Source organism: Salinisphaera sp. SPP-AMP-43, from assembly GCF_049568105.1.
In the GTDB taxonomy this organism is placed as follows: Bacteria; Pseudomonadota; Gammaproteobacteria; order Nevskiales; family Salinisphaeraceae; genus Salinisphaera.
Window position 1 is genome coordinate 1,393,222 of sequence record NZ_CP145335.1, and the last position, 13,498, is coordinate 1,406,719.

The 13,498-nt window shown below is 60.7% G+C and carries 8 protein-coding genes and 1 tRNA gene; 7 read left to right on the top strand and 2 right to left on the bottom strand.

The window, feature by feature from the left end:
* Window positions 1-6: 6 nt before the first annotated feature.
* Window positions 7-822, bottom strand: coding sequence for an ankyrin repeat domain-containing protein (locus V5738_RS05970; protein WP_423823499.1), 816 nt, complete (start codon window positions 820-822; stop codon window positions 7-9).
* An 83-nt stretch (window positions 823-905) separates the two neighbouring features.
* Here V5738_RS05970 and cysS point away from each other — a divergent pair, with 83 nt between their 5' ends.
* A complete protein-coding gene (gene cysS / locus V5738_RS05975) occupies window positions 906-2,315 on the top strand; it encodes a cysteine--tRNA ligase (RefSeq protein WP_423823500.1) in 1,410 nt (469 codons plus the stop codon).
* A 452-nt stretch (window positions 2,316-2,767) separates the two neighbouring features.
* Here the strand turns inward: cysS and folD are convergent, their stop codons facing one another.
* Window positions 2,768-3,643 (bottom strand): bifunctional methylenetetrahydrofolate dehydrogenase/methenyltetrahydrofolate cyclohydrolase FolD, encoded by an 876-nt coding sequence (gene folD / locus V5738_RS05980; RefSeq protein ID WP_423823501.1) that lies wholly within the window; start codon window positions 3,641-3,643, stop codon window positions 2,768-2,770.
* A 644-nt stretch (window positions 3,644-4,287) separates the two neighbouring features.
* Between folD and V5738_RS05985 the strand changes: the two genes are divergently transcribed.
* The 6 genes from V5738_RS05985 to V5738_RS06010 all read left to right on the top strand — a co-directional run bounded on the left by V5738_RS05985 (window position 4,288) and on the right by V5738_RS06010 (window position 13,386).
* Window positions 4,288-4,364, top strand: a tRNA-Pro gene (locus V5738_RS05985).
* Window positions 4,365-4,715: 351 nt separating this feature from the next.
* Window positions 4,716-5,420, top strand: coding sequence for an energy transducer TonB (locus V5738_RS05990; protein WP_423823502.1), 705 nt, complete (start codon window positions 4,716-4,718; stop codon window positions 5,418-5,420).
* Window positions 5,421-5,456: 36 nt separating this feature from the next.
* Window positions 5,457-6,191, top strand: coding sequence for a MotA/TolQ/ExbB proton channel family protein (locus V5738_RS05995; RefSeq protein WP_423823503.1), 735 nt, complete (start codon window positions 5,457-5,459; stop codon window positions 6,189-6,191).
* Window positions 6,192-6,241: 50 nt separating this feature from the next.
* Window positions 6,242-6,643 (top strand): ExbD/TolR family protein, encoded by a 402-nt coding sequence (locus tag V5738_RS06000; RefSeq protein WP_423824139.1) that lies wholly within the window; start codon window positions 6,242-6,244, stop codon window positions 6,641-6,643.
* A 402-nt stretch (window positions 6,644-7,045) separates the two neighbouring features.
* Window positions 7,046-9,946, top strand: a complete 2,901-nt coding sequence (locus V5738_RS06005) for a TonB-dependent receptor (protein ID WP_423823504.1) — start codon at window positions 7,046-7,048, stop codon at window positions 9,944-9,946.
* A 584-nt stretch (window positions 9,947-10,530) separates the two neighbouring features.
* On the top strand, window positions 10,531-13,386 hold the full coding sequence (locus tag V5738_RS06010) for a TonB-dependent receptor (protein ID WP_423823505.1): 2,856 nt from the start codon (window positions 10,531-10,533) through the stop codon (window positions 13,384-13,386).
* Window positions 13,387-13,498 lie beyond the last annotated feature (112 nt).

A 13,498-nucleotide genomic window follows, 5' to 3' on the forward strand; every position in this document is an offset into this window, starting at 1 on the left:
CTCGGATTATTCGCGTGCACCGTTAGCGCGCAGAAGTCGCACGATTTTGGCGCGATTGGCCCGTTGGGCGACCGCCAGTGGGCTGGTCGCATGCACGCTCGCATTCGGATCGGCGCCACGGGCCAGCAGCTGTCGAACCGCCTCGGTATGGCCCTGGCGGATCGCTAGCAATAGCGCGGTGGCCTGTTGCCCGTTGCGCCGGGCTGGATCGGCGTTTTCATTCAGCAAATAGGCCAGTACATCGCTATGCCCGGCCCGGGCAGCAGCCATAAGCGGTGTATCTCCTCGTGTGTCGGCACGATCGATCGCGGCCCCGGCACGAACCAGGCTATGCGCGATCTCGGTGTTGTTGGTCGGCGAACGGGCTGCGTTGATCCATAGCGGGGTCTGGCCGCTCTCGTTCGGCTGATCGATGGTAGCGTGGCCGGCGATCAAGGCGCGGACCACGGCAGGATGCCCCTTGGCTGCGGCGCGATACAGCGGCGTACGACGGCGGGTATCCGCGGCATTGATATCCGCCCCCCGGGCCAGAAGCTGCTTGACCATGGCCAACTGTCCGCGTTCCGCGGCTAGAGCCAGGGGAGTCGCGCCGGACTCGGTACGGGCATCGATAGGCGTATCGGTTTGCTCAACACTGGCGTCCAGGGCAGCCATGTCGCCACGCGCCGCGGCATAATGAACACACGACCAGCCGTCGTGCTTATGCCGCAAACGGTCGTGCACCGATTGCACCACGCAGACCGCATCCATGCCCGGCTGCAGCGACAGCACAACCAACCCGAGCAGCAGTACCCCCACCAGCGGCCAGACGATCCATCTCATCGGCCAGTGCTCGCGCGGGGGCGGGCGCAAGGCTCGACCGACGCGGTAGACTGTGCGCCGATCCGTCCGCAATAGCCTGTGTCATGCTGCATCTCTACAACAGCCTCAGCCGTCAGCGCGAAGCGTTGCACACCCTCGAACCCGGCCAGGTCCGGCTGTATGTCTGCGGGATCACGGTCTACGATTATTGCCATCTGGGACATGCACGCTTTTTGGTCGTCTTCGATATGTTCGTGCGCTATCTGCGCGCGACGGGCTGGCAGGTACGCTACGTCCGCAATATTACCGATATCGACGACAAGATCATCAAGCGCGCAGCCGAAATCGGCCAGACCCCGGCCGCGATCGCCGAGCGGTTTGCCGAGGCCATGGCCGAGGACGAAGCCGCACTCGGCCTGATCGCGCCGGACGTCGAGCCGCGTGCGACCGGTCATGTCGGGGAAATCATCGCCATGATCGAGCGCCTGATCGAGCGGGGAGCGGCCTATGTCGGCGACAACGGCGATGTGTACTACGACGTGTCGACCTTCGATCGCTACGGGGCGCTATCTGGACGTCGTCCGGCCGAGTTGCGCTCCGGCGCTCGGATTGCGGTCAACGAAGCCAAGGACGATCCGCTCGATTTCGTGCTCTGGAAGGCCGCCAAGCCGGAAGAGCCGAGCTGGGATTCGCCTTGGGGCCTGGGACGTCCCGGCTGGCATATCGAGTGCTCGGCGATGTCGACCCACTGCCTGGGCAATTCCTTTGATATCCACGGCGGCGGCCTCGATCTGCAGTTTCCGCACCACGAAAACGAAATCGCCCAGAGTGAGGCCGCGACCGGCCAGCGCTATGCCGGGCTATGGATGCACAATGGCTTCGTGACCGTCGACGACGAAAAGATGTCGAAGTCGCTCGGCAATTTCCTGACCCTGCGCGAGGTGCTCAAGCAATACGATGCCGAGTCGGTTCGCTATTTCGTGCTGTCCACGCACTATCGCAGTCCGCTGGCCTATAATGCCCAGGCCATGGATAGTGCATCGGCTGCGCTGGCCCGGCTGTACACGACGCTGCGTGATGCGCCGGACGCGGCCGACAACGGTATCGAGATCGATCCTCAGGCCAACGCCGAATTCCGGTCGCGCTTTCACGAAGCAATGGAAGACGACCTGAATACCCCGGCCGCGATCGCGGTGCTGTTCGATATGGCGCGTCAAGCCAACCGCGCCGGCGACGAGGATCGTGCGCGCCAGGCTGCTCTGGCCTCCGGTCTGCGTGAGCTGGGGGCGACCATTGGCTTGCTTCAGCAAGACCCCGAGTTTTACCTGCAGTCTGGCGATGCCGAACAGGGCGGGCTCGCGGCCGAGGCCATCGAGACCATGATCGAGCAACGCCGGCAGGCTCGGGCCGATCGTGATTTCGCGACCGCCGATCGGATTCGCGACCAACTGACCGAGGCCGGTATTGCCTTGGAAGATTCGCCGGACGGCACCAAGTGGCGCCGCGGTGGTTGATACGAGCGCGGCTTGAAACTGTCCCGGGCCGGTCGCCGACAGGCACGTTCGTGTCCAGCGCTATGCCCGGCATAGCTTAGCCCGCCGGTGATCAAGACTCGACTCGGCGGTGAGTCTGTCTTCGAAAACGCCGGCCATCCGGGATCGGTCGCGTCGCCTGCCTTGGCTATCAACGCCCGGTGGAAGAGCGCGCTAGACGCCCGACCGGAGGCGAACGGGTCATTATCCGGCCGCTGGCGGCTTACGACTGTTGGATCAGATAAGGCCAGGGCAAGCGAGAGCGGCCACTGTGGCGCGACGGCCGTTCGCTGATACTGGTAAGACAGATCGCGCCGCTGCGGCCTGCGATTTGAGCCCGGCAGTGACGAGGGCGACGGCGCGTTCTAGCCAAGCGCAGACGCGTACCCAACCGATCTGGGCTGCGATCGGTTGTACCGGCCGCAGAACGTGGTCTAGCTCGAAGCGTCGGCGCGCTTGGCTTCGCGCATTTCAGCGGCGCGCAATGTATTGCTGATCAGCATGGCCACCGTCATCGGGCCGACTCCACCGGGTACCGGGGTGATCCAGGCCGCGCGTTCGGCGGCCTTGTCGAATTCTACATCGCCGACCAGCTTGCCGGAGTCGAGCCGGTTCATGCCAACGTCGATTACGGTCGCGCCTTCTCGAATCCATTCCCCTTTGACCAGTCCCGGTTTGCCGACGCCCACCACCAGAATCTCGGCCTGGCTGACTTCGTAGGCCAGATCACGAGTGAATCGATGACAGACCGTGGTGGTAGCGCCTTTGAGTAGAAATTCCAGCGCCATGGGCCGGCCTACGATATTCGATGCCCCGACCACGACCGCTTGGCGGCCGTGAAACGATTCATGCACCGATTCGAGCAGCCGCACGATGCCGAGCGGCGTACAGGCTCTTAACAGCGGCACCCGTTGCGCGAGACGGCCGACGTTATACGGGTGAAAACCATCGACGTCCTTGTCCGGTCGGATACGCTCGATCACCGCGCTGGCGTCGATATGGGCCGGCAAGGGCAGCTGAACCAAGATGCCGTCGATGGTGTCGTCGTCGTTGAACTCGTCGATCCGTGCCAGCAGCTCGGCCTGGCTGATATCGGCGTTCGGATACACCGCATGTGAAACCAGCCCGGCTTTTTCGCAGGCTTTGATCTTTTTGCCGACATAGACCTGAGAGGCCGGATCGTCACCGACCAGTATCACGGCCAGACCGGGCGCTCGTTGGCCAGCTTCCCGTCTTGCGGCCACCGTGCGCGCAACATCGGCGCGATATTCCGAAGCGATGCGTTTGCCATCGATCAATCGAGCCGACATAGAAGAGCGCTACAGACTTAAATGAGCGGCGGATTTTCGCATGCCCCGCACCCCCCGACAATTTATCGGCCGGCAGAAACGTCAATCGCGGTTCGAAGACGCCATATCCGGCGTTGCTGCCTCGGTGTTGCGGCCAGTCGCCGCTTTCGATGTCGAGCATACCGGGGTGCGACCGGCTGGCTCGCGGCCGTACCGTTTCGATAGCGACACGGCGTATAGAGCATGATTCATGTCTCGCGCTATGCCGTGCGCCCAGTATGCATGTACTCGGGCCGACACCGGCCCGAGACAACCCGTTTGTAAGCGCTGTGCGGTCCCAAACGGCGCAGGGCTGACCTGCGGCATGGGGTGTGTTTTGCCTTGAGTTTTCGCCCATGGCCGCAATCGGGGCAGCCAGGTCTAAGTCGAAAGTCGAATGCACCAGAACAGCGCACGAGCGAACTTCATGCGATCATACCCGCTGATTTAGGGGATTGGATGAGGTGCGTATCGCCCGGTTCGGCGGCGTCTGATTTGCTTGCACGACAACCCAGCCAGTTCGGCTGGCGTTACGCATAGCAGATATACGGCGTAGGCCGTTGCTGCGTATTTTGTCGGCGGCATGGCACTTTGAGACCAAGAAAGATAGAATCGGTACTCCCAGTCGGGGCATAGCGCAGCCTGGTAGCGCGTCTGCTTTGGGAGCAGAAGGTCGTAGGTTCAAATCCTGCTGCCCCGACCAATGATCGCTTTGGGCTTCCGGTTCGTGCTTTCGCGCAGAAGGCCGATGAAGAAATGGGCCGTGTTCCGGGCCCGGCCTGGCCGTCTCGAGGCTTCGCCGCAGCGACTTTCGATGTTCTGGCTTTCGTTACGGCCCAGCCATGCCGGAACAGCCTCCTCTCTGGATCGATTGGTAGCACGCAGGACCGCGATGCACTATTTTGTAGCGCGGCCGTACCTCGATTGCTGTTAGATACAATACATCGAGCGCTCGAGAGTCTGGCATGCATGTTGCTAACCGGCGTAAGCCATATCCGAGCGTTGCCTGGTCGGGCGATGCCGTTGTAACCGAGCAAGAGACGACTACTACGTGATGACGGATGGTTCCGAAAACCACAGCAAGAAGGCGCACCAGCAAGGGCAGACGCTGACGAAGTTCGAGATCGTCGGCATTATCGTGCTGTCTGGGCTGATTCATTTCGGAGTGTGGTGGATGTATCGGCACTCGCCGATCAACCAGCCGCAGCCGCTGCCGCAGAAGGCACCGCCGCCGGTTCAAGTGACGATGACGACACCGCCGGAGCCTCAGCAGAAGGTGCCGACGATCGACAAGCACGCGGTAATGCCGCCGAAGAAGAAGCAGCCCAAGCCGAAACCAAAGCCGAAGCCGAAGCCAAAGCCCAAACCGAAGCCTAAGCCGAAACCCAAGCCTAAGCCTGAGCCGAAGCCCGAGCCAACGCCGGAGCCGTCGCCCAAGCCTTCGAAGAAATCGAGTTCTTCGAATTCGAACAAGGTGACGCCAGCGGTATCCAGCCTTCGCGGGTTGGGCAATCCGCCGCCGCATTATCCGTCGCGATCCGTTCGTCGACATGAGGAAGGCGTGGTTCGGCTGAAGATTCTGGTCGAGCCGGACGGCACGGCCGGTAATGTGACGGTCGTCAAATCGAGTGGCTACAGTGAACTGGATCGAGCCGCGGTCGAGACCGTTAAGAAGTGGCGCTTCAAGCCGGCCAAGCGCGGCGACACGCCGATTCGGGGATACGCCCTGCAAAACATCACTTTCAACCTCCCCGACTAATCGGGCGATTGCGCAAGTTTTTAGGAGAGACGCACTATGCTGAGCAGCAACCTTACGCCATTCGTGGTACCCGCCGTCCTTTGGTCCTTGATTGGGCTGTCGGTCATTACCTGGGCGCTGCTGGTAATCAAACTTGTCCAGTTTGGACGGGCGCGGGCGTTGGACAAACGCTTTCTCAAAAATTTCTGGGCCGCCGATAGCCTTGAGCAGGGCGAATCGGTGACCGATAGCTCGGCCGGCCCGATGGCTGATATCGCCAAATCCGGATTCGCCGTGGTGACCGGTCGCGACATCGCACCGGGCAACAAGGATCTGGCGCATCAGATCGATCGCGGCGAACGTCTCGAGCGGGCCCTGCGCCAGCAGATCGAACGCGAGCGGCGCTCGCTGGAAGGCGGCTTGGCTGTGCTGGCGAGTTTCGGTAGTACCGCGCCGTTTATCGGTCTGTTCGGTACGGTCTGGGGCATCATGGGGGCGCTGGTCAGCATCGGTGACTCCGGGGCCACCGGCCTGGAAGCGGTTGCAGGCCCGGTCGGGCACGCCCTGATCGCCACCGGCATGGGCATCGCGGTCGCCGTGCCGGCGGTGCTGATTTACAACTTCCTGGTGCGTCGCATGAAGGCCGGCGTACATGTGATGAACGATTTCGCGACCGACTTCTATGCGCTGTGCCAGCAGAGCGCGTTTAAGGTCGATGGCGCACAACTTGCACATCCTTCTGACCTGGACGACAACGCAACCGTCGGCCACAAGACGCACGCTACCGCGTAAACGTCTGACCGCCGCGTTCTAAACCAACTTACGGAGTATCAACCATGGCAATGTCAGGTGGTGGTGGAGACGACGACGAAGTCTTGAGCGAAATGAACGTCACGCCGCTGGTCGACGTCATGCTCGTGTTGCTCGTGATGTTCATCGTCACGGCTTCGGCCGTGACCACGGCGGTGCATGTCAATCTGCCCAAGACCGACAGCGTGGCACCGCCGGATACCAAGAAGCCGATCGTGCTCAGCGTCGACAAAGACGGTAATTATTTCCTGGATAAGGATCAGGTGAATCTTGACGAGCTCAAGCAGCGTTTGACCAAGATTCATCAGGACAACCCGAAGAAGGCAGCCCAGCTACAAGCCGACAAGGGCGTGCCTTACGGCCGGGTCGGCAAGGCGATGGCGGCTTTGCAGTCTTCCGGTATTCAGAAGATTGCGGTGTTGTCGAATCCGTGACGACATGGGCGGCGGCTGCGCAGGCAGCCTAGCGCGCTCATGACGCCGCAGGCGTCGTGATAAGAAAAAGGGCGGGCCATAAGGCCCGCCCTTTTTCGTGTCAGACGGCTTTTCAGGATGTCATTGACCCAAAAGGGTATTGCGTCTTATCGCCCCCTTAGGTAAAAAGCGCAGGCGGCTGACGTGAACGGCCGATCGAAAGCGGGCGGCAAGGGAGAGATCAGCGCTCGTATTGTTCACGCCGGGTTCGCCTTGGGAAGAGGCGAACTTAAAAAGTTTGGGTGGTGGGAGCCACACGAACGCTAGGACCGGATCGACATCATGGGGAGCTCGTGTCTGGGCTGCTGTGACCGCAGCGCCAGGATGTTCGATCGGCGTCAAGATCTATTGGGGACATAACTGATGACTTATCCATCGACTTCCGACCGGAAGTTCGAGCCGCGTAGCGCGTATGTGCCGTTCGACTGGTCGCGTGCTTCGAAAGCCTCGATCTGCGCTTTCATGCTGGCCTTCGCGCCGCTGACCGGCGCCATCGCCCAGACCGGCAACAACGCCGACGACGACTATGTGGCCCCGGCGGCACCGGCGGCCGATGACAGCGAGAATCTGGGCCAGGCCGCGCCCACCGGCGCCGCACCCGCGGCCCCGGCGCCGGCAGCCGCTTCGGACGAAGCCCCGGCTGCGGCCGCTCCGGCAGCTGCCGCGGCTGCCCCGGCTGCTGCGACGGGCGGTTCGGCCCAGTCGACCCAGCTCCAGGACGTGACCGTGACCGGTACGGCGATTTCGCGTCCGGACGCGGCGACCGCACTGCCCGTGACCAATTACGACTCCGAGGAGTTGCGCGAACAGGGCATTACCTCGACGTCGCAGTTTCTGCAGCAGATGGTGGGTAACAACACCAGTGCTGGGCCCGGCCAGAGTACGGGCAGCGCTGTTACCGGTGGTTCCTCGTTCGCCAATCTGCGTGGTCTGGGTGCCAACAAGACGTTGATCCTGCTCAACGGCCGGCGTTTGACGGTCAACGCGCTGGACGGCGGCGCGGTCGATCTGAACACGATCCCGTTCGCGGCCATCGACCACGTCGAAGTGCTGCGCGACGGCGCTTCGGCCCTGTATGGCACCGACGCCATCGGTGGTGTGATCAACTTCATCACCAAGAAGAATCTGGACGGCGGCAACGTCGACCTGAACTACTCGATGCCCACGCGCGATGGTGGCGGCAACAGCCAGACCATGAGCGTGACCTTCGGCAAGGGCGATTTCGATAAAGACGGTTGGAACGTCATGGGTACGCTGAGCTATCAGCGTCAAGACGCCATCGACGCCAATACCCGCGACTTCGTGACGCCGCTCGATCCGCGAATCGATTTCACGTCCGCCAACACCTTCCCGGGTCAGTATATTCAGGGCTCGACGGGCGTCGGCCTGATCAACCCGCTGGCCGCGCAGAACTGCGAAGGCGTCGATGCGCTGGTGCAGGGTAGTGGTAACGACTGCCGCGAGAACTTCACCGCACTCGGCGCCCAGGTCCAGCAGAAATACGACAAGCCGTCGTTCTTCGGCCGGGCCAACTATAAGATCAACGACAACAACTCGGTGTCGTTGAGCTATATGTGGTCGCGTAAAACGACGTATTCGGTCAGTGCGCCGTCGCCGACTTCGGGCAATATCACGATCCAGCCGGGTACGCCGTATTTCCCGGGCCAGGGCAATATCCCGGTGCCGAGTAACGATTTTGATACCGGCAGCCCGGTGTCGTTGTACTATCGTGCCAATCCGCTCGGGCCCCGCACGAACAAAGACACGAACGAATACCATCGCGTCGTGTTGGATTTCACCGGTCGTTTCCTGGATGGCTTCCGCTACGACACGGCGTTCTCCTATAACCAGGGCACGACCGAACTGAACCAGGTCAACGGCAACTTCAACCAGTACGTCGGCAACGACTCGCTGGAAGCCGCGATTAACGCCGGCAACTTTAATCCGTATACGGCGAATCCGACCGCGGCGGAGCGTTCGATCCTGGCCCATACCGAGACCATTGGCCGGCTGGAAACCGACAAGACCCGGGCCTATATCTGGGACGGCAAGATCAACCACGATCTGGGCAACTGGTTCGGTGTAGGTCAGTCGGCGTTGGCCCTCGGTGCGCAGTATCGGCACGAGACGCTGACTTCCGACATCGGTGGGTATATCGCCGATCGCAGTCCGAGTTCCGGTGTGGCGGCCAGCCACGTCGACGAAGATCGCGACGTCGAGAGCGTGTTCGGCGAACTGAACATCCCAATTCTCGATAACCTCGAGCTGGATGCCCAAGCGCGTTACGACAACTACAGCGACGTCGGCGATACGGTCAATCCGAAGGTCTCGCTGCGCTACCAGCCGCTTCGTCAGCTGACGCTGCGGGCCTCCTATAGCGAAGGCTTCCATGCGCCGACCCTGTACGACCTGTACCAGCCGCAGGTCGAGACGTTCACCGGCGCCAGCCTGAACGACCCCGAGTTGTGCCCGGGCGGGTCGCCGGCCAACGGCGGCGTAAGCTCGCGCGACTGTAACAACCAGTTCCGCCAGGTCATCGGTGGCAACCAGAATCTACAGCCCGAGAAGTCCAAGAGCTGGAGTGCTGGTTTCGTGCTGCAGCCGATGAAAAACGTCTCGCTCACGGCCGATTTCTTCGCTGTGGAACTATCGCAGCAGATCGGCACGCTCGACCCGACGTATATCTTCAACAACTACGATCAGTACCAGACCCGCTTCAATCGCGACGGCAACAACGCGATCGACACGTTCCAGAACACCAACTTCAACAACGGCAAGACCGAGTTGAACGGTGAAGACGTGCAGTTGAATGCCTCGCTGCCGACCGACTACGGCACCTTCACCCTGCAGATGCAGGGCACGTACATGAACAAGTACGACACCCAGGTGGCCGAAGGCGGGCAGTACTACAACAACGTGAGCAACTACACGTTGGGCGGCAATATCTTCCGTTGGCAGCACAACGTGACGCTGGGCTGGAACAAAGGGCCGATGGCGCTGGGCGTGGTCAACCACTACAGCAGCGGCTACCGCGACTATGCCAGCGTGCCGGATCACGTTAGCGTGCATGACTATGTAACCTGGGATACCTACGGTTCGTATAGTTTCGACAACGGCCTGCAGCTGACCGTAGGCTCGAACAACGTGTTCGATGCGGATCCGCCGTTCTCGGTCCAGACCGATGCCGGTCAGGCCGGCTACGACGCGCGCTATGCCGACGGCGTGGGTCGCACGGTCTATGGTCGCCTGAGCTATAACTTCTAGTTCCGACGTCCCAAGCCGATGGGCAAAGGGCGCCGCATTGCGGCGCCCTTTTTTTTGTCTGTACCGCCCCCGCGGCTCGATATGGAAGACCAGGACACAGCAGGGGGTGCAACGACCCTGTATCGGGCGAAGCTCTGACCAAGCTTGAATCGCTGGGCCGGCCGATAATCCGCTATACAGATGAGCCCGTGGCCTCGAGCGCGGGCTTTTTTTGTGCGCGGCTGTGCAAATACAGAGCGGTCGTTCAAGCGCTGTACAACGATCAATACAGGCGCGGTCGTATAAGCGGGTCTAACCCGAAAAAAAAATTTAAACGCCATCTGTTTGTAACGACTAATAAAACTATGGTCGTTGTCAAGTGCACAAATTCTCTTTGGCATGTTCCGTGCTGTTGTCGGTTCGTGAAAATGGCGCGCCTGCGGTGCGTCGTTTCAGTAAGGCGTTGGTCGAACGACTGGGGATCGTTGAGTCCGGTCGGCTTGCATAGGCGGGCATCGGGGTTCGGCCAACGGCAACGTCAATATTTGGGGATTATCGTAATGACTGATCACTCGACTTCCTCTGGGAAGTTCGGAGCCTCGTGCGTGAGTGGCACGTTCGACTGGAAGCATGCTTCCAAGGCATCGATCTGTGCTTTCATGCTCGCGTTCGCGCCGCTGGGCACGGTGATGGCACAAAGCTCAGACGACGGCTACGTCGCACCGGCCGAACCGGCGTCAGCCGACAGCGACGACACATCCGATGTGGCAGCACCAGCCGCGCCGGCTGCTGCCGCACCGGCCGGTGCGGCGCCCGCAGGGGCCGCGAGCGCGGAGGCGGCGACTGGGCCGACCACCGAATTGGGCACTGTGTCGGTCACGGGTACCGCGATTTCTAGCGCCGACAAAGCGACATCGCTGCCGGTGACCACGTATGACGCCAGTGATCTTAGGGAGCAGGGCGTCACTTCGACACCGCAGCTCATGCAGCGGATTGTGGGTAATAGTACCGACGCTGGCCCAGGGCTGAGTACCGGTACGTCCAACACTGGCGGTTATTCATTCGCGAACCTGCGTGGTCTGGGATCGGATAAAACGCTGATTCTGCTGAACGGCCGTCGGCTCGCGGTGAACGCGCTCAATGGTGGCGCAGTCGACTTGAATACGATTCCGTTCGCGGCCATCCAGCGCGTGGAAGTGCTACGTGACGGTGCCTCGGCGTTGTATGGCACGGACGCTATCGGCGGCGTGATCAACTTCATCACCAAAAAGAATCTGGATGGCGGCAACGTCGACCTGAATTATTCGGTGCCGACGCGTGATGGCGGCGGCAACGGCACGACCATCAGTGCCACCTTCGGCAAGGGCGATTTCGAAAAAGACGGCTGGAACGTGATGGGCACCCTGAGCTATCAGCGTCAGGGCGCGATCAATGCTAACGATCGTGATTTCATTACACCGCTCGATCCCCGAATCAATTCGGTATCGTCGTTCACGAATCCTGCGCAGTATTTACAGAGCTCGACCGGTGTGTTCGTCAACCCGACCGCGGCGAATGGCTGTGACAATGTGTTCGGGCAGGTCAACAACGACGGCGAAACCTGCTACGAGAACTTCACCGTACTGGGCGGCGCCGAAGTCGTGCAGCAGTACGACAAGCCGTCGTTCTTCGGTCAGGGCTCTTACAAGATCAACGACAACAACCAAGTCTCGTTGAGCTATCTCTGGACCCGCAAGACCACGCGCGCCCTGGCGGCGCCGTCTCCGGCTTCAGGCTACCCGGAAATTCAGCCGGGCACGCCGTTCTACCCTGGCAATGGCATCGTTCCGGGCCCGACTGCGGCCCAGGGCGCAGCCAATTTCGATCCGAGTGAGCCGGTCACGGCCTATTATCGTTCGGTGCCGCTCGGGGCGCGTCAGAGCGAGGGCGTGAACGAATATCATCGCGTCGTGCTCGACTTCGACGGCAAGCTGCCGTGGAACGTGAACTACGATACGTCGTTCGCTTATAACCAGGCCAGTACCGATATCAACCTGATCCATGGTTATTACAACCAGAGTGCGACGATTACCGATGCCAACGGCAATCAGGTTATTGACCCGAACTCGCTGCAGGCCAAGATCAACGCTGGCCAGTACAACCCGTTTACGACCAATCTAACCCAGGCCCAACGTCAGGCGCTGCAAAGTTCGGAAACGCACGGCACGATCGAAGCCGACAAAACCCGGGCCTATGTCTGGAATGGCAAGATCGATCGGCGGATCGGCGACTGGTTCGGTGCTGGTGCATCCGCTCTGGCGCTTGGCGCCCAGTACCGCCATGAGACCCTAACGGCCACGACCGATGGTTATCTCGGTGACCGCGCGCCGAGTTCCGGCTTCTCGGCATCATCGGTGGACGAAGATCGTGATGTTGAAGGCGTATTCGGCGAGCTGAACGTGCCGCTGCCGTTCAACGTGGAACTGGATGCCCAGGCGCGTTACGACAACTACAGTGACGTCGGCGACACGATCAATCCGAAGGTCTCGCTACGCTACCAGCCGTTCCAGCAGTTGACGCTGCGTGCGTCCTACGGCGAAGGCTTCCACGCGCCGACGTTGTATGATCTGTATGAACCCAATCACCTGACCTTCACGCCAGGTGCGTTGGACGATCCGGAGCTCTGCCCGGGCGGCAACCCCACTGGCAATGCGGTTTCTACGCGCGACTGTAATACCCAGTTCCAGCAGAACACCGGTGGTAACGCGGATCTGCAGCCCGAGAAGTCCAAACAGTGGACCATCGGTTTCGTGGCTCAGCCGATGAAATACACCTCGCTGAGCGTTGATTTCTATGCCGTGGAACTGTCGCAGCAGATCAGCACGCTCGATCCGTCGTATGTGTTCGATAACTACGGCACGTATTCCGATCGTTTCAACCGCGATCCGGACACGAACGCGATCGATAGCTTCAACAACACGAACTCGAACCTCGGCAAGACCATTACTAACGGTGAGACGGTCCAGTTGAACGTCGCGGTGCCGACTGACTACGGCACCTTCAGTCTCGACGTGCAGGGTAACTACATCAACAAGTATGAGTACCAGACCGCACAGGATTCGGATTACATCGATAATGTCAGCTTTTATTCCAACGGCAACATCTTCCGCTGGAAGCACAACGTGACGTTGGGTTGGGCCAAAGGGCCGATGGCGCTCGGTGTGATCAACCATTACATGAGTGGTTACAAGGATGCCGATAGCTCCCCGAGCCATCCCCATGTGCACGATTATGTGACCTGGGATACCTACGGTTCGTATAGCTTCGACAATGGCCTCCAGCTCACCTTGGGCTCGAACAATGTGTTCGACGCGGATCCGCCGTTCTCGGTTCAGACTGATGCCGGCAACTCGGGCTACGACGCTCGTTATGCCGAAGGTATTGGTCGTACGGTCTATGGCCGCCTGAGCTACTCCTTCTAGTCGAGAGTTGCTCGATTCGGGCCTCGTCGCATCCGTGGCGGGGCCTTTTTTTTATGTAGGTATCGCGCGACTGGGGCACCGGCACGATCTTTCAGGTGTATTTAAGCAGGGA

What these genes read in the sequence shown, in the direction of transcription:
- folD (WP_423823501.1), bottom strand. Translation starts at nt 3,643, where the DNA reads ATGTCGGCTCGATTGATCGATGGCAAACGCATCGCTTCGGAATATCGC.
- V5738_RS05990 (WP_423823502.1), top strand. Translation starts at nt 4,716, where the DNA reads ATGACGGATGGTTCCGAAAACCACAGCAAGAAGGCGCACCAGCAAGGG.
- V5738_RS05995 (WP_423823503.1), top strand. Translation starts at nt 5,457, where the DNA reads ATGCTGAGCAGCAACCTTACGCCATTCGTGGTACCCGCCGTCCTTTGG.
- cysS (WP_423823500.1), top strand. Translation starts at nt 906, where the DNA reads ATGCTGCATCTCTACAACAGCCTCAGCCGTCAGCGCGAAGCGTTGCAC.
- V5738_RS06000 (WP_423824139.1), top strand. Translation starts at nt 6,242, where the DNA reads ATGTCAGGTGGTGGTGGAGACGACGACGAAGTCTTGAGCGAAATGAAC.
- V5738_RS06005 (WP_423823504.1), top strand. Translation starts at nt 7,046, where the DNA reads ATGACTTATCCATCGACTTCCGACCGGAAGTTCGAGCCGCGTAGCGCG.
- V5738_RS05970 (WP_423823499.1), bottom strand. Translation starts at nt 822, where the DNA reads ATGAGATGGATCGTCTGGCCGCTGGTGGGGGTACTGCTGCTCGGGTTG.